Source organism: Paenibacillus sp. USHLN196, assembly GCF_037144955.1.
Taxonomy (GTDB): Bacteria; Bacillota; Bacilli; order Paenibacillales; family Paenibacillaceae; genus Paenibacillus; species Paenibacillus xylanexedens_C.
In genome coordinates this window covers 134,154-155,297 of sequence record NZ_JBBCYH010000013.1, presented here as the reverse complement: position 1 = coordinate 155,297, position 21,144 = coordinate 134,154, and the positions used below count along the sequence as shown (strand labels likewise).

Annotated in this window: 23 protein-coding genes; 21 read left to right on the top strand and 2 right to left on the bottom strand. The window is 41.1% G+C overall.

The annotated features are described in order from the left end of the window. Nucleotides 1–151: 151 nt before the first annotated feature. The 4 genes from WFI24_RS26465 (at nucleotide 152) to WFI24_RS26450 (ending at nucleotide 1,860) form a co-directional block, all read left to right on the top strand. Nucleotides 152–721, top strand: coding sequence for a hypothetical protein (locus tag WFI24_RS26465; protein ID WP_336764948.1), 570 nt, complete (start codon nucleotides 152–154; stop codon nucleotides 719–721). A gap of 278 nt (nucleotides 722–999) precedes the next feature. After that, nucleotides 1,000–1,434 (top strand): hypothetical protein, encoded by a 435-nt coding sequence (locus WFI24_RS26460; protein ID WP_336764947.1) that lies wholly within the window; start codon nucleotides 1,000–1,002, stop codon nucleotides 1,432–1,434. Then, complete coding sequence (locus tag WFI24_RS26455; protein ID WP_336764946.1) at nucleotides 1,435–1,572, top strand: hypothetical protein; 138 nt, start codon at nucleotides 1,435–1,437, stop codon at nucleotides 1,570–1,572. Between the two features lie 21 nt (nucleotides 1,573–1,593). After that, a complete protein-coding gene (locus tag WFI24_RS26450; RefSeq protein ID WP_336764945.1) occupies nucleotides 1,594–1,860 on the top strand; it encodes a hypothetical protein in 267 nt (88 codons plus the stop codon). A 114-nt stretch (nucleotides 1,861–1,974) separates the two neighbouring features. Here WFI24_RS26450 and WFI24_RS26445 read toward each other — a convergent pair whose 3' ends face one another. Next, on the bottom strand, nucleotides 1,975–2,595 hold the full coding sequence (locus tag WFI24_RS26445) for a hypothetical protein (RefSeq protein WP_336764944.1): 621 nt from the start codon (nucleotides 2,593–2,595) through the stop codon (nucleotides 1,975–1,977). Nucleotides 2,596–2,761: 166 nt separating this feature from the next. Here WFI24_RS26445 and WFI24_RS26440 point away from each other — a divergent pair, with 166 nt between their 5' ends. Genes WFI24_RS26440 through WFI24_RS26430 form a run of 3 tightly spaced genes read left to right on the top strand, consistent with a single transcriptional unit; the run spans nucleotide 2,762 to nucleotide 3,964 of the window. Next, the gene (locus WFI24_RS26440) at nucleotides 2,762–3,130 is read left to right on the top strand and encodes a hypothetical protein (RefSeq protein ID WP_336764943.1); all 369 of its coding nucleotides are present in this window, start codon (nucleotides 2,762–2,764) and stop codon (nucleotides 3,128–3,130) included. Then, nucleotides 3,123–3,494, top strand: a complete 372-nt coding sequence (locus WFI24_RS26435; protein ID WP_336764942.1) for a hypothetical protein — start codon at nucleotides 3,123–3,125, stop codon at nucleotides 3,492–3,494. The genes WFI24_RS26440 and WFI24_RS26435 overlap by 8 nt, the downstream gene beginning before the upstream one ends. Nucleotides 3,495–3,526: 32 nt before the next feature. Beyond that, on the top strand, nucleotides 3,527–3,964 hold the full coding sequence (locus tag WFI24_RS26430; protein ID WP_336764941.1) for a hypothetical protein: 438 nt from the start codon (nucleotides 3,527–3,529) through the stop codon (nucleotides 3,962–3,964). An 87-nt stretch (nucleotides 3,965–4,051) separates the two neighbouring features. Here the strand turns inward: WFI24_RS26430 and WFI24_RS26425 are convergent, their stop codons facing one another. Then, on the bottom strand, nucleotides 4,052–4,399 hold the full coding sequence (locus WFI24_RS26425) for a hypothetical protein (RefSeq protein WP_124113431.1): 348 nt from the start codon (nucleotides 4,397–4,399) through the stop codon (nucleotides 4,052–4,054). Between the two features lie 85 nt (nucleotides 4,400–4,484). Between WFI24_RS26425 and WFI24_RS26420 the strand changes: the two genes are divergently transcribed. The 14 genes from WFI24_RS26420 (at nucleotide 4,485) to fliF (ending at nucleotide 21,136) form a co-directional block, all read left to right on the top strand. Continuing rightward, nucleotides 4,485–4,658 carry a hypothetical protein gene (locus WFI24_RS26420; protein WP_336764940.1) on the top strand — a complete coding sequence of 58 codons (174 nt, stop codon included), beginning with the start codon at nucleotides 4,485–4,487 and terminating at the stop codon, nucleotides 4,656–4,658. Nucleotides 4,659–5,004: 346 nt separating this feature from the next. Then, nucleotides 5,005–6,684 (top strand): recombinase family protein, encoded by a 1,680-nt coding sequence (locus WFI24_RS26415; protein ID WP_336764939.1) that lies wholly within the window; start codon nucleotides 5,005–5,007, stop codon nucleotides 6,682–6,684. 592 nt (nucleotides 6,685–7,276) lie between these two features. After that, nucleotides 7,277–7,732, top strand: a complete 456-nt coding sequence (locus WFI24_RS26410) for a MarR family winged helix-turn-helix transcriptional regulator (RefSeq protein WP_145318947.1) — start codon at nucleotides 7,277–7,279, stop codon at nucleotides 7,730–7,732. 245 nt (nucleotides 7,733–7,977) lie between these two features. Further along, nucleotides 7,978–9,138 (top strand): ADP-forming succinate--CoA ligase subunit beta, encoded by a 1,161-nt coding sequence (gene sucC / locus WFI24_RS26405; RefSeq protein WP_336764938.1) that lies wholly within the window; start codon nucleotides 7,978–7,980, stop codon nucleotides 9,136–9,138. 63 nt (nucleotides 9,139–9,201) lie between these two features. Further along, nucleotides 9,202–10,131 (top strand): succinate--CoA ligase subunit alpha, encoded by a 930-nt coding sequence (gene sucD / locus WFI24_RS26400; RefSeq protein WP_036609382.1) that lies wholly within the window; start codon nucleotides 9,202–9,204, stop codon nucleotides 10,129–10,131. A gap of 244 nt (nucleotides 10,132–10,375) precedes the next feature. After that, a complete protein-coding gene (gene dprA, locus WFI24_RS26395) occupies nucleotides 10,376–11,506 on the top strand; it encodes a DNA-processing protein DprA (protein ID WP_336764937.1) in 1,131 nt (376 codons plus the stop codon). A gap of 105 nt (nucleotides 11,507–11,611) precedes the next feature. After that, nucleotides 11,612–13,711 (top strand): type I DNA topoisomerase, encoded by a 2,100-nt coding sequence (gene topA, locus WFI24_RS26390; RefSeq protein ID WP_336764936.1) that lies wholly within the window; start codon nucleotides 11,612–11,614, stop codon nucleotides 13,709–13,711. 55 nt (nucleotides 13,712–13,766) lie between these two features. Next, the gene (gene trmFO, locus WFI24_RS26385; RefSeq protein ID WP_145318937.1) at nucleotides 13,767–15,104 is read left to right on the top strand and encodes an FADH(2)-oxidizing methylenetetrahydrofolate--tRNA-(uracil(54)-C(5))-methyltransferase TrmFO; all 1,338 of its coding nucleotides are present in this window, start codon (nucleotides 13,767–13,769) and stop codon (nucleotides 15,102–15,104) included. A gap of 26 nt (nucleotides 15,105–15,130) precedes the next feature. Then, the gene (gene hslV, locus WFI24_RS26380) at nucleotides 15,131–15,673 is read left to right on the top strand and encodes an ATP-dependent protease subunit HslV (RefSeq protein WP_062833786.1); all 543 of its coding nucleotides are present in this window, start codon (nucleotides 15,131–15,133) and stop codon (nucleotides 15,671–15,673) included. A 116-nt stretch (nucleotides 15,674–15,789) separates the two neighbouring features. Continuing rightward, a complete protein-coding gene (gene hslU, locus WFI24_RS26375; RefSeq protein WP_062833787.1) occupies nucleotides 15,790–17,190 on the top strand; it encodes an ATP-dependent protease ATPase subunit HslU in 1,401 nt (466 codons plus the stop codon). Nucleotides 17,191–18,176: 986 nt separating this feature from the next. Continuing rightward, complete coding sequence (gene flgB, locus WFI24_RS26370) at nucleotides 18,177–18,584, top strand: flagellar basal body rod protein FlgB (protein WP_145318935.1); 408 nt, start codon at nucleotides 18,177–18,179, stop codon at nucleotides 18,582–18,584. Nucleotides 18,585–18,589: 5 nt separating this feature from the next. Beyond that, on the top strand, nucleotides 18,590–19,039 hold the full coding sequence (gene flgC, locus WFI24_RS26365) for a flagellar basal body rod protein FlgC (protein ID WP_336764935.1): 450 nt from the start codon (nucleotides 18,590–18,592) through the stop codon (nucleotides 19,037–19,039). 59 nt (nucleotides 19,040–19,098) lie between these two features. Then, nucleotides 19,099–19,410, top strand: a complete 312-nt coding sequence (gene fliE / locus WFI24_RS26360) for a flagellar hook-basal body complex protein FliE (RefSeq protein ID WP_145318929.1) — start codon at nucleotides 19,099–19,101, stop codon at nucleotides 19,408–19,410. A 136-nt stretch (nucleotides 19,411–19,546) separates the two neighbouring features. Next, entirely contained in the window at nucleotides 19,547–21,136 is a 1,590-nt protein-coding gene (gene fliF, locus WFI24_RS26355; RefSeq protein WP_336764934.1) for a flagellar basal-body MS-ring/collar protein FliF, read from the top strand. Nucleotides 21,137–21,144 lie beyond the last annotated feature (8 nt).

Genomic DNA, 21,144 nt, shown 5'->3' with positions numbered 1-21,144 from the left:
TTCTACTTAACTGTGTATGATGTTACTAAGAATCCACGAACCATATTCATTGACAACAAGAGAATTCAAGACATTGGAGAGTGTGAGGATGTCATACAACGTGAACTGTATTACCATAGACCATTAAATATTAAATGGAGTGATGTACCTTTTGAGTGATAGAGATGAATTAGCAGCGTTTAGACTTGCCATGAGATTTGCAATTGAGTTCATTAAAAAGCACGACAAACAATACAAAGACTCAGTATACATAGACTTGTTGCACGAAGGATTGACGCTTATGCCAAATACAGATGTGGGTAAGGAAGCATTTCAGATCATCGACAACGATGGAGTTTACCCAGACGATGATTACTATGCCAAAGAACATGTTGATGTGTTAAATGAAAGGCGAATTGATCAAATAACTTCTGTGTTTACTGCTGGTTCGAAGAGATCGAAGCGATCATATTATATGACTTCCTTTGACATACCCAATCCAGATGGGGATTACCCTAAGTATGTCCAAAAGGTTACTATGTACAATCTATTTAAGGTAAACGGAAAATATGTAAAGGAAAAAGTGTTCGTTGAGACTGTACAAGGAATGGATAAAATAGATTACTTTGTTATGAAGCATCTGAACATGGGGAGCATGAAGAAAGTAGGAAACATACTTTGGATGGAAATGTTAAGAGTTGAGAAAAGAGAGGGACGTGTAAATGAACGAAAGAGACTTTAAAGATATTAGTGATAGAGCAATTGAAGAAATTAATAGTCGGGTTGAATTTGATTTAAGGAGAAGTTTCATTACATCAGCACAGGAAATGTACATGCGAATGTCTATTATGGAGTATCACAAAGAGTTACTTAAACGTGGATATATAGTTGAACATTCGTCAAATTGACGGTAGATGCGTACACAGGGTAGCCCATTGTAGCACAAAATAAGCGTTTTAGAGCGATTTTAATCGATTCTGTAGCACAGTGTGTACATCTGGTACACAGAAAGGAGGAGTTGTGCGGTTTTATGAGATGCTTTACGCCAATGTTGGAGAAGAAATAAAGAAGAAAGCAAAACACTTATTACAGATCAGCATAAATGAATCATTAATTTCAAATGAAACTTGCTTAGTTGATATAGATGGGTTCAATATTCCCAATTTATTATCAGGTGTGATTGTGCTTGTTGCGGCTGAACGTAATATGACAGTTATTATGGGTAGTGGATGGATGAATCCATATAAAAAACAATATTCTCATGTTTATACGGTAAGCAGCTTTAACAAATTACATAAAAACAAAAGACCCAGCAATATTCTTATAACTGAAGCTGTAGATATTGATAAATTGAAACTTGGCAAGAGGGATAAAATAGTGTCTGGTTTCGTAGATTACGAGAAGCATCACAGGAGAGAGATTAGAAAATCAAAGTTACGAGAGGAGGTGAAGTAGATGGAAAAACTTACTGCACAACAAATGAATGATCTGATTCAAAATCATCCTGAACTTGTTCAACATATTCAACGAACAAGCAGTGGATATCAAGTAGCACAAGAAGTGATTGAGAAATTTAAGAAACTACAAAAATAAATCTATTAGAGGAGATACATATTGAATACACATACCGAGATGGAGCAGTTGGTAAATGAATACACACGAGGATTGAGTTCGCTGAAGATATTATGTGAGAATGATAACTTTTGGAACAATCGATCCTCAGATAAAAAAGAATTAGTTTTATCACAGTTGGAAGAAAAGAATGATCCACGGATTAATGACTTAGTTCATAAGATTCGTAACAACATTGATTTCTCGTTTGATTTGGGTGATTGCTTGTTGGTATATACAAACGGCAAGTTCCAAAAGGGTCTAAAGTAATCAAAAAGTAGCAAGATACATACACCTATAGCCAGATGCTTACGATTAAGACAGATGGATGACGATGTAATACATAATTGAGATTAAAAAAGACAGGGGATTAATTCCCCTGCCCTAGACACTGACACTATTTGAATTTTCAAACTTAATAATGTTTCTTCGGATAATGATTGAAATCATATCGTGCCAGTTACTGGCTTGCTTAAAGCATTCCTTTAAAACGTAATCATTATTGTCGGTGTAGAAAGCGGATTGAAAAAAGTAAATTTCACGAATGGGATTAGAAAGAGAATCTACGACCAGTTTGAGATAAATACTTTTAGATTTAGACTCATGTTTCTGTGATCCAGATAGACCACCAATCACAGCACCAACGCCGCCAGCCAAAGCACCACCTATGATAGCACCACCTAATTGAGATCCACGCGAAGTTTTAGAAATTGAAATATCATCACGCATTATTTCACAAGATATGATGTCTTTGAAACTGATGATTTCATTTTTTTCATTACTTGTCAATAAGAATTTTTCTTGGTTCTCGTCAAATGAAATCAAGATTGTCCCATTAAAATACTGTTGAGTTGGTATGTAACTTGGTTCTGTGAGCATATTTTCTTGTAGTGTTTCTTTGAGAGACTTTCGAATAGAAGAGTTAGTGTCTCTAACATCTCTATTCATAATAATAACCATTACAATAACCATGAAAGTAATGATCATTAGGACAAATATGAACATGGCAACCTCCAGTAATTTTATGTAGTTATATTATACTACATAATTCCAATGTTTGGATGGGACTTTTGAAAAGGGTGATGCGATTGCTGAATAATTGACTTAGATTTCGCAGTCGATTTGAACGACCACAAATAAAAAATATACAAAAACGAGGAGAATATTAAATATGAAAACAGCTAGTCCAGCAGAAGTAGGAAAATCATTAAAAGATTTGGCTACACAGCTTAGAGATATGAAGGTGGAGTTCAATACTGAACAAGTACCGAAAAGTCAAGATATGTTCAATAGTTTGGTAGATAGTTTAAAAGAACATTATGCAATACTTACACACATGGCTTCAAATTTTGCTTATCTCAGTAGCAAAACTAAAGTTAAACTAGCAGAGAAACAGTATTCAACAGAGAAGGAATGGATTGAAAAGGGATATTCTATTGAGCAATCAAAAAAACTTAAAGAATTAGAAAAACAACTACACGAGAATCTAATGATTACATTTGAAAATTCCCAAAACAAAGTCGAACTGTCCAATGAGTAAACTTCTAAAATACTCAAAAGCGCTGAATCATATGGGTAACACTCTCAATAAGCATGTATCCCTAAAAGATTTTGTAGGAGTTACAAATTACATAGAAAAGTTAGACGTAGTAATCCAAGCACTGTTGAGACTAGAAGCACCTAGAATAATCAACGTTGATCATTTTAAATTGGTTAGAGTTTTAACACAGTATGAGTGTGCGTTGAAAGAGCGATATATTCACAAAGAGAAATATAGCACTGAGAATTTCATCAAAGAAATCGCTTTACAATACGCAGAATTTGAAGTCAGTGGACATGTACAAGAAATCCTTGAGAAGTTAGAACCAAGTATTAAAGCTTATCAGTTTGCAAAATTGAAGTAATACGACAATACATAATAGAGGAGATAATATAAATGGAAAACAACAATCAGCAATTTAATGAGGAAAATGTGAGTAGTAGATTCGATAATGTTATTCAAGCATTCGAGAATTTCAAAAATGACGCTCAAAAATTAGGTTTAGACATTAGCATTAATACACTGGGTCAAAGCATTAAAAAGTTTCTTGAAAAGAATGATCTAACCGGAATGAGTTTGAAGCGCGAAGATTTGCTATTGCTAGATAAGATTGTAAATCGAGGACAAAGTACATACGAGGTATTTAGTAAACTGAACGATAGTTGGAGCAATGCAATAGAGAATGAAACACCTGAGCAAAAAGTGGTGAGAATTTATAACAATGTTGGAGATGCATTTGCTGTATCGGCTGGTGGTATTGGAGAATCAATTAAAAATTCTGCTGAAGCTCTTATTAGAGCCGATGACGATGGGTTGACATCACGTCAACACTAATAGTGTCAATGGGGGGCGAAATATCGTCCTCCTTACAATCTAAATGAAATACGAATTTCACCAAAATAAAAAGCCCTTGTTAGGGGGCTAGTTAGATGAAAGACTATCGCCAAACTTATTCAACTCATCAAGTGATGGAGCAATCTTATAAAAGAATATACCATTTTGGTCTCTCAGGGTTTCTTCATCCCATGGACGACTTTCATAAGCGGTAGCAATGTCCAATAGACCACCAATAGCACGTATTCTTACACAGTCAGGTTGGGTAGTACATAGATATGCATTGCCACTATCAGAAATGGTGTGGAATAAAACATATTGACCATTCATTGCCATCATAGCAAGTTTTGCAGGATAGAATACACTGTTTCCGTCTGGAGTTGGCAATGAAATCATATTGCCTACTAGACTACTATCGGGAAGATTACCTTTCATCTAACAACCTTCTTTCAATTGTGGTTAAGACATTATATACCAAGTTAAAGTATAAAGTAAACAAAATACATAGAGGAGTTTTTGAATGGCAAAACGGGAAAATAAGGACGAAGTAATATTGGCACTAATCAATCTGTTGCGTGAAAATGGAGTCATGTCATTTGAGATAACAGATAAGATTCATGACGTTTATTATGCTGGTTACATTTCAGCCAAGTATGCAGACCACTTATCACTGTGGACACAGGATGAGTATTGATTATGACTAGCTTGGAGAATAAGACGAAAAATACATATTGTTACGAAATATATAACGAGAGATCCAAATATCCTATGTTGCTAACCAACAAGAATCATTATGATGCTAATGAGTTCATAAGTTTGGTAGAAGAAATAAAAAGCGACCTAACAGTAAAAAAACTACCTGCTTCGAATAGCAGCGTTATTGAAGAATTAGTAAGAATACATAATTTTAGTGAGATAAGATTTACGATGAAGCCTTAACAGGGCTTCTTTTTATTTAAACAGAAAGTATTATTTTTATGTTTAAAACGGTATACCATTAAGGTATAATAAAGTCAGGAATTAAACAAAGGAGAGATTAAATGGACAAACTTTCAGTTGCAGCGTACTGTCGTGTAAGTACAAAACATGATGATCAACTAAACAGTTTGGATGCACAAGTACAGTATTATAATAATTACATAGATGGGGATAGTAATACCAATCTTCATGAAGTTTATTATGACACATTATCTGCTACCAAATGGGAAAAGCGTAAGGGATTTAAGAAGATGCTTTATGATGCAGGATTGGATTTTGAGGTAAGTAAAAGAGGGAATTTATTACTAGAAATAAGCGATAGGCCACCACTATTTAATCGAATTTTAGTTAAAGATGTATCAAGGTTTGCCCGTAATATTGATTCGGTTGATATTATTCGCAAATTAAGAGACAAACGAGTTTTCATTGATTTTACCAATATGAACCTATCAACAGAAAATATGTCTGAAGATATGATGTTGGGAATGTTCATACTATTTGCTGAAAGAGAGTCAAAGGATAGATCCGAAAAGACGATCTGGGGACTTGCTAGGAGCGCTGAAGAAGGAAGGATTAGGGTTAAAGATGATTATTATGGGTATCGCTATATAAAAGAAGGTAGAGAGCTTGAGATTGTGAAAGATGAAGCTGAAAATATTCAATTGATCTTTTATATGTATGCTCACGGTCTTGGATTCAGAAAGATAATTCAAGAACTCGACATATTGAATATAAAAACACGAAAAGGTAAAAGTTTCAGTCCTACTACTATTAGTAGAATCTTAAAGAATGTCGGCTACACAGGAACTCTTATTCGAAATAAGTTAGACTCTCCTCTTGTGTTTACATCTAAAAAAACAGCTACCCTAAAAGACGAATCAGAGTGGAAAGTTCATGAGGATAGAATCCCTGCCCTTATCGATCAAAAGCTGTTCAATTTAGCGCAGAATGTTAGAAAAGGCAAAGTTAGTCATACAAATAGAGTTGGAACAAGACCTCCAACTAGTAAATACTCTAAGCTTTTAGTATGTGATGTATGCGGATGTAACTATACAAAAAACAAAGAGAACAAAACTGGTCGAGATTTTATGAACTGTACTACTAAGAAAAGGTTCGGCGTATTAAAGTGTTCTTCTCCAAATGTATCTTGCGAACTATTAGAAAAAGCAATTCATGAGTTTTCGAAAAATCGCCTAAAGGACACTATTGGACACTTCAAAGAAACTTACATCTCGGAACTGAACTTATTTAAAAAAGAACTTGAAGAAAGAATAGATAATCAACAAGTCGAAAAGGCATCAGACTTAAAAGATCAAATTAATGAAAAGACTAATCAAGAAAAGAAAATCATTAAGCTATATAGTATGGGGAACTTTGATGAAGAGACATTGGATGAATTAGTGTCAGAGATAAAGAAAGATCGATCAAAGCTTGAACAAGAACTTAAAGAATGCACATCATCTAATGAAGATTTAAAAGAAGAAATAGACGAAATCAATAATGTAATAAAACAGATTAGAAATTTCAAAGTAGAAATAACTTATAGCGAAGAAGAAGTATTAAAACTGATTGATGCAATTAGAATCAGAAAACTTATAAGCACCAGAAGAGAAAGAAAGAGAATAATGCTTACATTCGAATTTAAGATATTTAAAAAGCTAAATCAAATCGTTGAGAAGTATGCAGGGATGAATAAGGTTCAAACGGATAATTCAGTATCTGCCCCATATGATTTATACTGACTATGTATCCGATGATGGACGTCTGCGGTAGGCCATTGGATAGATCAGTTTCCACCTCAATTAGAACGCCATCAATTCCATACAAACACGCACTATGCAATTTCCCGTACATAACAAAGAAACACCTCACTCGATTCTTGACTCCGCATAATACGGGCCAGTCTACGAATTAAGGTGCTTCCTCAGCTTCTACTAAGCATTTTATATAAAAGGAATCATGCAGTCAACCTGTCGTTATCGCTGTAGTAATTATAAATGATTCCTGAATTTTTATATTTTAAAAAGAAATCAGTTAATTAACTTTTGTGAAAATGGCATCGTATAAACTTGCGTTATGGTTAAGAGATTTTGATATGTAAAATCGTAAATCTATTCGATGGATCTTTTGATTATTGCTATTGCATCCTGAGTAAGTGGTAATGTCCATCTGCACCAAAATGTATTGTATACAATCTAATTTAACATAATTAAATCGAAAGGTAAAATCATTTGTGCTCAATTATTCTGTTTTTTTTCTATTTTGTGATAATATAGATCTATAGTTCCTGTGTTATAAGGAATAGAATGCACAATAGGCAGGTGAGAAAGACATATGCAGACTGACAGTTTGAAGCTGGATAACCAATTATGCTTTGCCATATATGCTTGTTCACGTGAGATTACGAAGATGTACCAGCCCTATCTGGAGGTGCTCGGCGTAACGTATTCACAGTATCTGGTTCTGATGGTATTGTGGGAACGTGAAGAATGCACGGTTAAGGAGATCGGGGAGGCGTTGTACCTTGATTCGGGAACGTTGACACCACTTCTCAAACGTTTGCAGTCAGCAGGACATATTAATCGCGAACGCTCGGCTCAGGATGAACGAAAAGTATTAATTACACTAACCGACTCCGGTCGTGAGCTGCGAAATAAGGCATTGTCCATACCTGCATCCATCCAAGGAGACGCGTGTTTGAATAGCACCGAGTTTGAAGCTTTGCTGGGTCAGTTCAAAGGACTACTGGAAAAAGTCCACGAAACTAACACTAACGCAGCCAAAAAATAATAATGTAACTTTGCATCGTAGAAACCTTGGCTTTTAGCTGAGGTTTTTTTCCATATATACCCAAACATTCACAATATGGGATCATACTCATATCAAAATACTGTCTATTAACCATTAATTTTTTAAGGAAAGCGTTTTAAAAACGTGTTACAATGAATTGGGTTTAAGTGAAAATAGTCAACATTTGTCTTTTGTTAGTCTACCAACCCGCCTTGTTGCAGTCATGTTGATAGGAGGATTCGAGAATGAATATCCATGAATATCAAGGAAAAGAAGTACTGAAACAGTATGGAGTTTCCGTTCCAAATGGAAAGGTTGCTTATACAGTCGATGAAGCGGTTGCGGCCGCAGAGGCACTGGGCAGTCCGGTGACTGTAGTTAAAGCGCAAATTCACGCAGGTGGCCGGGGTAAAGCCGGCGGCGTAAAAGTGGCGAAGAGCACGGATGAAGTTCGTGCCTATGCTTCCGAAATTCTCGGTAAAGTATTGGTGACACACCAGACCGGACCAGAAGGTAAAGAAGTGAAACGTCTTCTGATTGAAGAAGGATGCGATATCCGCAAAGAGTATTATGTGGGTGTTGTTGTGGACCGTGCCACAGGCCGTGTAGTTATGATGGCTTCCGAAGAAGGCGGTACTGAGATTGAAGAAGTAGCTGAAGCTACACCTGAGAAAATTTTCAAAGAAATCATTGACCCTGCTATTGGGTTGCAAGTGTTCCAGGCGCGTAAACTGGCTTACAGCATTCAGATCCCTAACGAACTGGTGAACAAAGCTGTTAAGTTCATGCTCGCGTTGTACACAGCTTTTGTCGAAAAAGATTGCTCCATTGCCGAGATCAATCCTCTCGTTGTTACAGGAGATGGAAACGTTATCGCACTGGACGCGAAGTTGAACTTTGACTCCAACGCCCTGTTCCGTCACAAAGATATTTTGGAACTGCGTGACCTGGATGAAGAGGATGAAAAAGAAATCGAAGCTTCCAAATACGACCTCAGCTACATAGCACTTGATGGCAACATCGGCTGTATGGTCAATGGTGCGGGACTTGCGATGGCGACGATGGACATTATCAAATACTACGGTGGAGACCCCGCCAACTTCCTTGACGTAGGGGGCGGTGCAACAACGGAGAAGGTGACTGAAGCATTTAAGATCATTTTGTCTGATGCTAAAGTAGCCGGAATCTTTGTTAACATTTTCGGTGGCATTATGCGTTGTGATGTTATCGCCAACGGTGTTGTTGAAGCAGCGAAGCAGCTTGGTCTGACCAAACCGCTGGTTGTTCGTCTTGAAGGAACTAACGTGGAGCTTGGTAAACGTATTCTGGGTGAATCTGGCCTGAATATCGTTCCTGCTGACTCCATGGCCGATGGTGCACAGAAAATTGTTGCCCTCGTAAAATAAGTTCATTCCTTAGTACCGGAGCTGTCCGGGAACTGAAAAATAACCGTAAGGATGTGAAGCAACGTGAGTATTTTGATCGATAAAAATACAAAAGTCATTACGCAAGGCATTACGGGTTCAACGGGAATGTTCCACACGAAGGGCGCATTGGACTACGGAACCCAGATGGTAGGCGGAGTTACACCGGGTAAAGGCGGAACCAATGTGGATATCACGCTGGAAGACGGTACAGTAGCCAGCCTGCCAGTGTTCAACACTGTGCAGGAAGCGAAGGAAGCTACAGGCGCAACAGCGAGCGTCATTTACGTTCCTCCGGCATTTGCAGCAGATTCCATTATGGAAGCTGTTGATGCAGAGCTGGACCTCGTAATCTGTATTACAGAAGGTATTCCGGTTCTAGACATGATCAAGGTTGACCGTTTCATGGAAGGTAAAAATACCGTCCTGATCGGACCGAACTGTCCAGGTGTCATTACACCAGGAGAATGTAAAATTGGTATCATGCCTGGTTATATCCATATGGCAGGGCATGTGGGCGTTGTTTCGCGTAGTGGTACACTAACGTATGAAGCCGTTCATCAACTGACAACTCGTGGTATTGGACAATCTTCTGCAGTTGGAATCGGGGGAGACCCTGTAAAAGGCTCCGAATTCATTGATATCCTGAAGCGGTTCAATGAAGACCCACAGACTCACGCGGTCATTATGATTGGTGAGATCGGTGGTACTGCTGAAGAGGATGCTGCAGATTGGGTACGTGAGAACATGACCAAACCGGTTGTTGGCTTTATCGGTGGCGTAACAGCGCCTCCAGGCAAACGGATGGGCCATGCTGGCGCTATTATCTCTGGTGGTAAAGGTACAGCCAAAGAGAAAATTGCGAAGCTGGAATCATGTGGGATCAAAGTAGCACCAACGCCTGCTGAGATGGGTTCGACTTTGGTGAGTGTACTTGAGGAACGCGGTATTTTGAATTTGTGCACGACACATTAATTCTTTTTCGTTATAATAGAAGAAACGGCTCGGAAATGATCTATTTCTGGTAGTCCGACTATTATGGTTACGGAAAAGGTAAGCAACCTTTTGTCCTTGAACAGGGCGAAGGGTTGCTTTTTTGCGTTTTTTTAACGTGAAAAGGCAGAGGAATTGCTCCTCATCTGCGTAAACGCTTGCATTCCGTGATCACATAACACACAATATGAGGGAAGATCTCTTCCCGCTCTGGGAGGCATATGGTATGGAAGAAAGATGGATCTTGTTTGGGTTGCATGAGATGGAGGGCATTGGCAAGAAAACAATCTCGAAACTGATTCTGGGACAACATGAATTACCCGATCTATTGAATTATGGGGAAAGCGACTGGGTCGCAGCAGGCTTGCGCAAAGATCAGGCTGCACGTTTGACTAGCCAATTTACTATCGACTGGATTGAGAGTAAAAGAGAACAGGTTTACAATCTGGGGATAGAGGTTATTACTTATCTGGATCAGAATTATCCCATATTAATGAAGGAAACCGTTCAGCCTCCCTGGGTAATGTATGCTCGCGGGGATGTTAGTTTGCTACACAATTCGTCTATTGCAATGGTGGGAACTCGTATGCCGACCGTGTATGGGCGCAAAGTTGGAGAAAAGCTGGCAGAACAATTATGCAGTGCAGGACTGACGATCGTAAGTGGGCTTGCCCGAGGTATTGATAGCGTATGTCATGAGGCAGTATTACGTGCCAAAGGAAAAACCATTGCCGTATTCGGAACAGGGATCGATCATATATACCCACCCGAAAATACTAGCCTTGCCGAGCGAATCGCTGAGACGGGTTTGCTTTTATCGGAATATCCACCCGGTACGCGTGCCCGTCAAGGACTATTTCCGGAACGGAATCGAATTATTGCCGGCCTAACGTTGGGAACATTGGTCGTAGAGGCTGACATTCGCAGTGGTTCACTCATTACAGCAGATGCTGCTCTTGAAGCAGGAAGGGATGTATTTGCCGTCCCTGGACCTATTACATCGGCGAAGAGTCGGGGAGCGCACAACCTTATCCGTCAAGGTGCCAAATTGGTGACTTGTGCAGCAGACATTTTGGAAGAGTATCGTTTGGACTTGCCAAATGCAGAACAACTTCCTTACAATAGAGGACGTTCGACAGAAACACCTGAACCTTCCGGGCAAGGGTTATTCGCTGAGGTGAAGCTCTCTCCAGATGAACAACGCGTGATTTATCTGTTGGAACAGGGCGAACAATCATTGGATCAACTGGTTGAACTGCTTGGTTGGGATTTTGGACATTTGCATTCAGTTCTGTTATCTTTAATCATAAAAAAGCAGATTAGCCAATTACCAGGCACTAAATACGCGAGGGTATGACGATGCTGCAACCTACGCAGTGTGTGGAAATATATAATTAGCAGAAGTTATTAACTATGCATAAGCTTACAGAAACAGTTTCATGACTGAGAGGAGGATGAACCTATGGCGGATGCACTCGTAATCGTGGAGTCGCCCTCAAAGGCGAAGACGATAGGCAAATATTTAGGCAGCAAGTTCATCGTGAAAGCTTCGATGGGACATGTTCGCGATTTGCCAAAGAGTCAGATCGGCGTTGAGGTGGAGAATGATTTTAATCCGAAATATATTACGATCCGCGGCAAAGGTTCAATTTTGAAAGAACTGAAGGATGCACGAAAGAAAGTGAAAAAAGTGTATCTCGCAGCTGACCCGGATCGCGAAGGTGAGGCTATCGCATGGCATTTGGCCCATGCCCTTGAACTGGACGATACGGCAGATTGCCGGGTTGTATTTAATGAAATTACAAAACAGGCGGTCAAAGATGCGTTCAAAACGCCGCGGAAAATCAATATGGATTTGGTTAACGCGCAACAGGCAAGACGTATTCTGGATCGGCTTGTAGGATATAAGATTAGTCCATTATTATGGAAAAAAGTTAAAAAAGGCTTGTCCGCTGGTCGTGTTCAGTCCGTGGCTGTCAAAATCATTTTAGATCGTGAAAATGAAATTGATGATTTTGAGCCGGAAGAATACTGGAGCATTACCGCTAAACTGACAGCAGACGGCAATCCGTTTGAAGCCAAGTTTCATAAATTGAACGGTGCCAAAACAGAGTTGGGCAGTGAAGCGGAAGTGCAAGCGATCCTGAAACAGATCGAAGGTGCAGACTTTACGATCAAGGAAGTCAAAGAGAAGGAACGGAGTCGGAACCCTTCCGCCCCGTTTACGACGAGTTCTTTGCAACAGGAAGCAGCACGTAAATTGAATTTTAGAGCTTCCAAGACGATGTCGGTCGCACAACAGCTATATGAAGGCGTAGACCTTGGAAAAGAAGGCACAGTAGGTCTCATCACGTATATGCGTACAGACTCCACACGAATTGCGGCATCTGCACAAGAAGAAGCCAAAGAATATATCGTTGGTAAGTATGGTGAGCCATTTGCACCTGAGACTCCACGAAACTATTCCAAAAAAGCAGCTAATGCTCAGGATGCGCATGAAGCGATTCGTCCCACTTCAATTCTACGGGATCCTGATTCAATCAAATCATTCATGAGTCGCGATCAGTTCCGGTTATATAAACTGGTATGGGAACGTTTTGTAGCGAGCCAAATGTCTTCGGCTATCCTGGATACGCTCTCGGTGGATATTGCGGCGGGGGACACGATTTTCCGTGCAGCAGGTTCGAAAGTTCGATTCCAAGGTTTCATGAAGGTGTACGTTGAAGGAAACGACGATGGTACAACCGAAGAAGATCGTCTGCTGCCTCCGCTGAAAAGTGGAGATGTGCTTGATAAGCAGGAAATCGAGCCGAAACAGCATTTTACCCAACCGCCACCACGATATACGGAGGCTAGGCTGGTTAAGACACTTGAGGAACTGGGTATAGGGCGTCCGAGTACATATGCGCCAACACTGGAGACTATTCAGAAGCGCGGATATGTTGCAATTGAGGAAAAGAAATTCATGCCGACCGAGCTGGGTGAACTGGTCATCGAACAGATGGAAGAGTTTTTCCCGGAAATCCTGAATGTAGAGTTTACCGCGAACATGGAAGGTGATCTTGACCATGTGGAGGAAGGTTCGGAGGATTGGGTCAAAGTACTCGCAGAATTCTATGAATCTTTTGAGAAACGGCTTGAGTTTGCGGAAGAAGAAATGAAGGAAATCGAGATTGAAGACGAAGTATCGGATGAGATCTGTGAGAAGTGCGGCAAACCACTTGTTTATAAACTCGGACGTTTTGGCAAGTTTCTTGCATGCTCTGGCTTTCCTGATTGCCGGAATACCAAACCGATTATCAAGGATATCGGCGTAACTTGTCCGAAGTGTAAGGAAGGTCATGTTGTTGAGCGTCGTAGTAAAAAAGGACGTATTTTCTACGGTTGTGACAAGTATCCTGAATGTGATTTTGTCTCATGGGACAGACCTTCAGCCAAACCATGTCCTAGTTGCGGATCTTTAATGATTGAGAAGCGGAACAAAAAGGGAGCACGATTGCAGTGTACATCATGTGATCATCAGGAGCCGGTGGATGAATCGGATGACGAGTCAGCGGATTAATATATGTGAACCAATTTTAGTGAGTGATGAAATTGTTTTGTGGAGGTAAAAGATTTTGACAAATGAACAACAAGTAACCGTTATTGGTGCCGGGCTGGCAGGGACAGAAGCTGCCTGGCAGATTGCAAGTCGCGGCGTACGCGTGAAATTATACGAGATGAGACCTGTGGTGAAAACACCAGCTCATCATACAGATAAATTTGCTGAACTGGTATGCAGCAACTCATTGCGTGCGAATGGGTTGACGAATGCAGTAGGTGTGTTAAAAGAAGAAATGAGAATGCTCAATTCTCTCGTATTGTCTGCAGCAGACAAGCATGCAGTTCCAGCAGGTGGAGCACTTGCAGTGGACCGGGATGGCTTCTCGGGTGAGATTACGTCTACGTTGCACCAGCATCCACTCATCGAAGTAGTGAATGAAGAACTCACTTCCCTTCCGGAAGATGGTATCGTTGTTGTGGCAACGGGTCCGTTGACTTCACCGGCATTGTCTGAGCAAATCAAGGCACTAATGGGTGAAGAATATTTCTACTTTTATGATGCAGCAGCACCGATCATTGAAAAAGATTCAATTGATATGAACAAGGTGTATCTGGCTTCCCGTTATGATAAGGGCGAAGCAGCATATCTGAACTGTCCGATGACAGAAGAAGAGTTTGATGTCTTCTATGAAGCTCTCATTACTGCCGAGGTTGCTCAATTGAAGGAGTTTGAGAAAGAAATCTACTTTGAAGGCTGTATGCCAATCGAAGTGATGATGAAACGTGGAAAACAGACGGCTCTGTTTGGTCCTATGAAACCGGTAGGTCTGGTTAACCCACATACAGGAGAGTTGCCACATGCTGTTGTACAGCTTAGACAGGACAACGCAGCGGGAACCTTGTATAACCTGGTTGGCTTCCAGACGCATCTGAAATGGGGAGAACAGAAACGAGTCTTTTCCCTTATTCCTGGACTTGAAAATGCAGAGTTCGTTCGTTATGGCGTAATGCACCGTAATACATTTATTAATTCCCCTAAACTGCTTCGTCCAACGTACCAGTTTAAAGAGCGTCCAAACCTGTTCTTTGCAGGTCAGATGACGGGTGTAGAAGGATATGTGGAATCTGCTGCATCAGGCCTTATTGCCGGTATGAACGCAGCCAAAGCAGCTCTTGGGCAGGAACTGGTGGTGTTGCCGGTTGAAACAACCCTTGGCAGTATGGCTCAGTATATTACAACAGCTGACTTCAAACACTTCCAGCCAATGAATGCAAACTTTGGTTTGTTGCCGAAGCTGGAAACGAAAATCCGTAACAAAAAGGAAAAAAATGAAGCTCTTGCACAGCGTGCACTGGATGGTATCACTAGTTTTGCTGCGGCAGAAGGTCTAACTGTTCCGGAACGCGTATAAATTATTCGTGGGAGGAGGCTGATATCATGGATATGTCATTTCATGCTACAACGATCTGTGCTGTTCGTCATAATGGTAAGGCGGCAATTGCTGGAGATGGTCAGGTGACCATGGGCCAGAGCGTCGTGATGAAGAATACAGCCAAGAAGGTAAGACGATTGTACCGCGGACAGGTTGTTGCCGGATTTGCCGGTTCTGTGGCGGATGCCATTACCTTGTTTGAGAAATTCGAAGGCAAGCTGGAGGAGCACCATGGTAACCTACAGCGTGCTGCTGTAGAGCTTGCCAAGGATTGGCGTCAGGATCGGATCTTGCGCAAGCTTGAGGCGTTGTTGATTGTAATGGACAAAACAGGCATGTTGTTAATCTCAGGTGGTGGCGAAATTATTGAGCCTGATGATGACGTTATCGCTATCGGATCAGGTGGGAACTTTGCCTTATCTGCTGCACGTGCATTGAAACGTCATGCAGTAAACCTGGAAGCGAAAGATATTGCGCGTGAATCGCTTCAGATTGCCTCGGAGCTATGTGTATATACCAACAGTAATATTATTGTAGAAGAGTTATAAGCCAAAGAAATCTCCCGTAGTGGAGCATGATTCTGTAATCTGCTCCAGGACGTCTAGGGGATTCTTTGTCCTTGTTAGGTAAAATAAATTCAACATACTGGTAGGAGGGAAGCAATATGAATACTCAAGCGTTAACACCGAGACAGATTGTTGCAGAGCTTGACAAGTATATTGTAGGTCAAAAGAAAGCCAAAAAATCGGTAGCGGTAGCTCTTCGCAATCGTTATCGGCGGAGCCTTTTGCCTGAGCATACGCAGGACGACATTGTACCTAAAAATATCCTGATGATTGGACCTACCGGTGTGGGTAAAACGGAAATCGCCCGTCGCCTTGCTAAATTGGTGGGAGCGCCATTTGTAAAAGTGGAAGCAACCAAATTTACTGAAGTGGGCTATGTTGGCCGTGACGTTGAATCAATGGTGCGTGATCTGATTGAAACATCACTGCGGATGGTGAAGTTGGAGCGGACTGAAAAAGTGAAAGACAAAGCTGAAGAAGCTGCCAATGAGCGAATTGTACATATTTTGGCTCCTTCACAGTCTAAGTCCAAGAATCAGCGGAATCCCTTTGAGATGATCTTTGGTAATAATGGCAACAACGTTCAGGAACAGGATGAGCCAGAACCGGATACTGGGGTTGCCGAACGCCGCCGTAAGATCAAGTTTGATCTGTTGTCCGGCAAGTTGGAGGATGACATCATTGAAATTGATGTGGAGGACACTGCACCTAACATGATGGACATGTTTGCTGGACAAGGTAATGATCAGATGGGGATGAACATGCAGGAGATGTTTGGCAGCCTCTTACCTCGTCGAACGAAAAAGCGTAAGCTCGCCATCAAAGAAGCGCGCAAAGTGTTGATCCAGGAAGAAGCAGGCAAATTGATCGATATGGATGATGTTACACAAGAGTCCATTCGTCGAGCAGAGCAGACAGGTATCATTTTCATAGATGAAATTGACAAGGTCGCCAGTCAAGGGCGCGGTAGTGGCCCTGATGTGTCCCGGGAGGGTGTGCAACGTGACATTCTGCCTATCGTAGAGGGCTCTACAGTAATGACGAAGTATGGTCCTGTCAAAACGGATTATATTCTGTTTATGGCTGCTGGCGCATTTCACGTTGCCAAACCCTCTGATCTGATTCCTGAGCTTCAGGGGCGCTTCCCAATTCGTGTGGAACTAAGTAGTCTTACGCTGGAAGAGTTTGTATCCATTCTGACTGAGCCTCAAAATGCACTGACCAAGCAGTATGTTGATCTGCTGCGTACCGAAAATATTGAAATCGAGTTCTCGGATGATGCCATTCGTGAAATTGCCAAATTGGCTGAATCCGTCAATCAGAATACAGAAAATATAGGCGCACGTCGATTGCATACGATTCTTGAAAAGCTTTTGGAGGATTTATCTTTTGAGGCACCTGAGCTTACTTTGGAACGTATGGTGATTACTCCGGAGTATGTCCGTGAGAAATTGAATGATATTGCACTTGATCGTGATTTGAGTCAGTATATCCTGTAATATAGGCTTGCAATGTAATTGCTAAAAGGTCGTATGAATGAACGATATGCACTGGACCGTAGAGAACACTTACGAGATCGACGAAGGATAATCATTCCTTAGACGAATCGTAAAAGGTTCTCTCTCCGACTGGTGACATATCGTTTATTTTTGTTTCTATCTAAAGGATTTTGATGAGATAACCGATAAAAGATGTGTGGTTATTGTCTGAATCGACAAAACCTAGGACTTGTGCCGCATGCAAAGTGTATTAAAACCTATCGGAGTGGTAGTTATTTCTAATTTTTATATCCAGTCATTCCCATTAAAAGAATGTTTCTTATTCCAAGTCTGGGCATCGGTTTAGTTGACAGATTGGTAAATGTTGCGTAAATGCGCAAAAATAGAATTTGTAGAAAAGTGTGAAGTCACCAATTGTTTTCTGGAGATTAAAATACGTAAACCCTACTTAATTGTTAAGAAAGTGTTGTGTAGAAATGGTGAGAAATCTTAATTCGTGAAAGATAACTTGTCAATTGATTAATACACAGCTTCGTATGTATGCCTATCATATAGTCGCTAAACCCTTAATCTAACGGCAAATAATTCTAACATTATCAACGATGAATATTTCGGAAATATACATAATTACGGGCATTATACAGTCCTGTCGAGACGAGAAAGGTTTTTTTTATTTTAAGAATGTTTAAGAACAATCAGGGAGAGTATTAACATACTTTTGTTTTGGGCCTGAACATTTACGAAAAAATTCATAATTTGCAGAAAATACACAAAAAGCCCTGTCTTTCAGAAAAGATAGGGCTTTTTTCTTATTGTAATATATCCCAATCTCGAAGAAACTTATGTTATACGACAACATCAGAGTTAATTCTACTTAAGTCCTAGAAAACCGTGTAAAGACGAATGTTTTTGTCGAAAAAACATAAGGATTTTCAAGGAAGAAGATTCAATCTTTTTCCATAACTTCTAAAGAGAGGAGGGAGATTGTGAATCTTTTAAACGATATTAGCTTTAAAAGATTGCAAGGTGCACTCGATGCGTCCAACATCAGACAACGAACGATTGCTGACAACATCGCGAACGCCGATACCCCGTATTTCAAGCGCTCAGACGTTTCTTTTGAAGAGATGTTGCAGGGGCAAATGAATGGAGAAATGCCTGTTCTTAGAGGTAAAGTAACCGATGCAAGGCATTTTGTCATAGGTCCTTCCTCTTCCGTACCAACGCCAGTAGTTAATATGGACCAGTCAACGTCCATGAATAACAACGAAAATAATGTCGATATAGACAGAGAAATGAGTCTTCTGGCGGAGAATCAGTTGCGTTACAACGCTTATATCCAACAAGTGAACGAACAAATTAAAATCATGCGTATTGGCGTGGAAGGGAGATAACCTAATTGAACATTAGTAATAGTTTTAGTATCAGTGCATCAGCTCTGACGGCCCAACGGCTGCGGATGGACGTTATATCTTCCAACATTGCCAACGCAGAGACGACGCGCGCGAGCGTAACCAATGGTGAGGCAGTTCCTTACAAACGCAAAATGGTTGTGCTTGAACCGAACAAAACGTCATTTGGTACAATGCTCCAAAATCAAATGCGAGGTGGCAGTTCGGGAGATGGTGTCAGAGTAACTGAGATTCGCGAGGACCAGTCACCCTTGAAGCCTGTCTACGATTCTTCTCATCCGGATGCCAACGCAGAAGGATATGTATTTATGCCTAACGTGGACATTGCGAAAGAAATGGTCGACATGATCTCTGCATCACGTTCCTATGAGGCAAACGTAACAGCATTGAATTCAACCAAAGCAATGATCTCCAAAGCTTTGGAGATAGGAAGATAATCTGCTCTGAAATTAAAAACAAGAAATATGTAAACGAGAGATGAAGGGGAGGGACATTAATGATTCAGAACAACATGTTTAGCACACAGGGCGTACAACCGCTACAGATGAAGAGTGCAACCGAAAGCAAGCCTTCTACACCAGCCGAAACCATTCAGAGCTTCGGTACATACTTACAGAATGCATTAGGGTCCGTCGCAGCACAGGAGACTCAATCGCATGAAATGTCGAATCAATTTTTGGTCGGCAAAGCGAACGTGGATCAGGTGATGATCGCTTCCGAACAGGCCTTGTTAAGCCTACAACTCACAACTCAAGTCCGAAACAAAGTGGTCGAAGCGTACCAGGAAATTATGCGAACCCAGTTATAAAATAATCTACTTGCGCTCAGGCAATAGCGCTGATCATTACAACAAGCAGCTGCGATGCTGCTCCTGATCGTAGACCTATGGAACGGCTAGGGTTGCGTAAGGACAGACTAAGCAAAGTTTCGGATGGGGTGACAGAGTGAATGAGAGAATCGCCCAGTACAGGGACAAGGGGTCCCAGTATTGGAATAGTTTCAGCAAAAAGCAAAAAATATTATTTATATCCACCTTCCTATTTCTGATTTTGGCTGCAGTTGTTCTCACGATGCAATTGTCCAAGACCGAATATGAAGTTGCGTTCACGGATTTGAATGCAAGTGATTCAGCAGGCGTTATCAGTTATCTCGATTCATCTAGTATTCCATACAAATTAAGTTCAGATGGCAAGACGATATCTGTACCAAGCACGAGTGTTGCCATTGCAAAAGTGAATGTTGGCTCACAAGGGATTATTCAGAATGGATCACTGGGATATAAGTCATTCGAGGAATCATCATCCCCGATCGGGATGACGGATAAAGAGTTTGATGTAAAGTACAACAATGCTTTAAACGGAGAAGTTGAACAGTTGCTTCAGCGGATGCAAGGGATACAGGACGCTAAAGTGCTGGTCAATATGCCGAAGGATAATATCTTTGCCGGCTTAGAAGAACAGGATAAAGCATCTGCATCAGTAGCTCTCCAGTTTAAACCGGGTTATCACCCAAATCAGGCAGCTGTAGATGGATACTTTAATTTGGTTAAGACCGCAATTCCTAATCTGCCTGTTGAGAACATCACAATAACAAACACGGATGAAGCAGAACTGATACCGACTGCCCGGGGTGGTAGTGGTGGATTGTCTTCAGAAGTTCAAGAGAACATGGCATTACAGAAAAAGTTCGAAAACGATGTCCGCAATAACGTGAAGCAATTTCTATCTCAGATTGTAGGCGAAGACAAAGTCAATGTTTTGGTGGCCTCCAAGCTTAATTTTGATAAAGAAACACGTAAAGAAAATCTAGTCACACCCGTTGATGTAGAGAACATGAAAGGCATCGAGATTAGCGTGCAGGAGATTCAGAAGAGTTACACCGGCGCAAGCAACCCAACAGGTGGTGTTGCAGGCACGGGGCAAGAGGAAGTTCCAGGTTATCCATCAGCTGATGCAGCAGGGAATTCCACTTCGGAAGAATCATCAAGTACAATAAACTACGATGTTAATCGAATCGCCAAGGATATTATATCTAGTCCGTATACTGTAAAAGATTTAACCATTAACGTGGCAGTTGAACCACCGAATGGAGAAACAGAATTACAGGGACCGGTTCAGGACGCAATTGAGAACATTTTGGTTAACATTGTTCGTGCTTCACTGGCAGACTCAGGCACTGTAATAAGTGACGCCGATCTGACAAAGAAAGTTTCAGTCATGTCACAAGGATTCCAGACTGCCTCCGCAGACAATACGGGTTTCCAGCTTTCCTCAACGATGATGTGGGGCGGAGGAGCACTCATAGCAGCATTGATCGCAGCGGTTGTTATTTTGTTAGTACGCCGTCGCCGCAAACAAAACGAGGTAGAAGAAGAAGAAGAAGAGATTCCTCTTCCAATAGCAACAGAGTTCCCGTCCATTACGCTGGACAGTGTAACGAACGAAAGTCAGGTGCGCAAACAATTGGAGAGTTTGGCCAAGAAAAAGCCAGACGAATTCGTCAATCTGCTGCGTACATGGCTGGCTGACGAATAGAGGTGAGC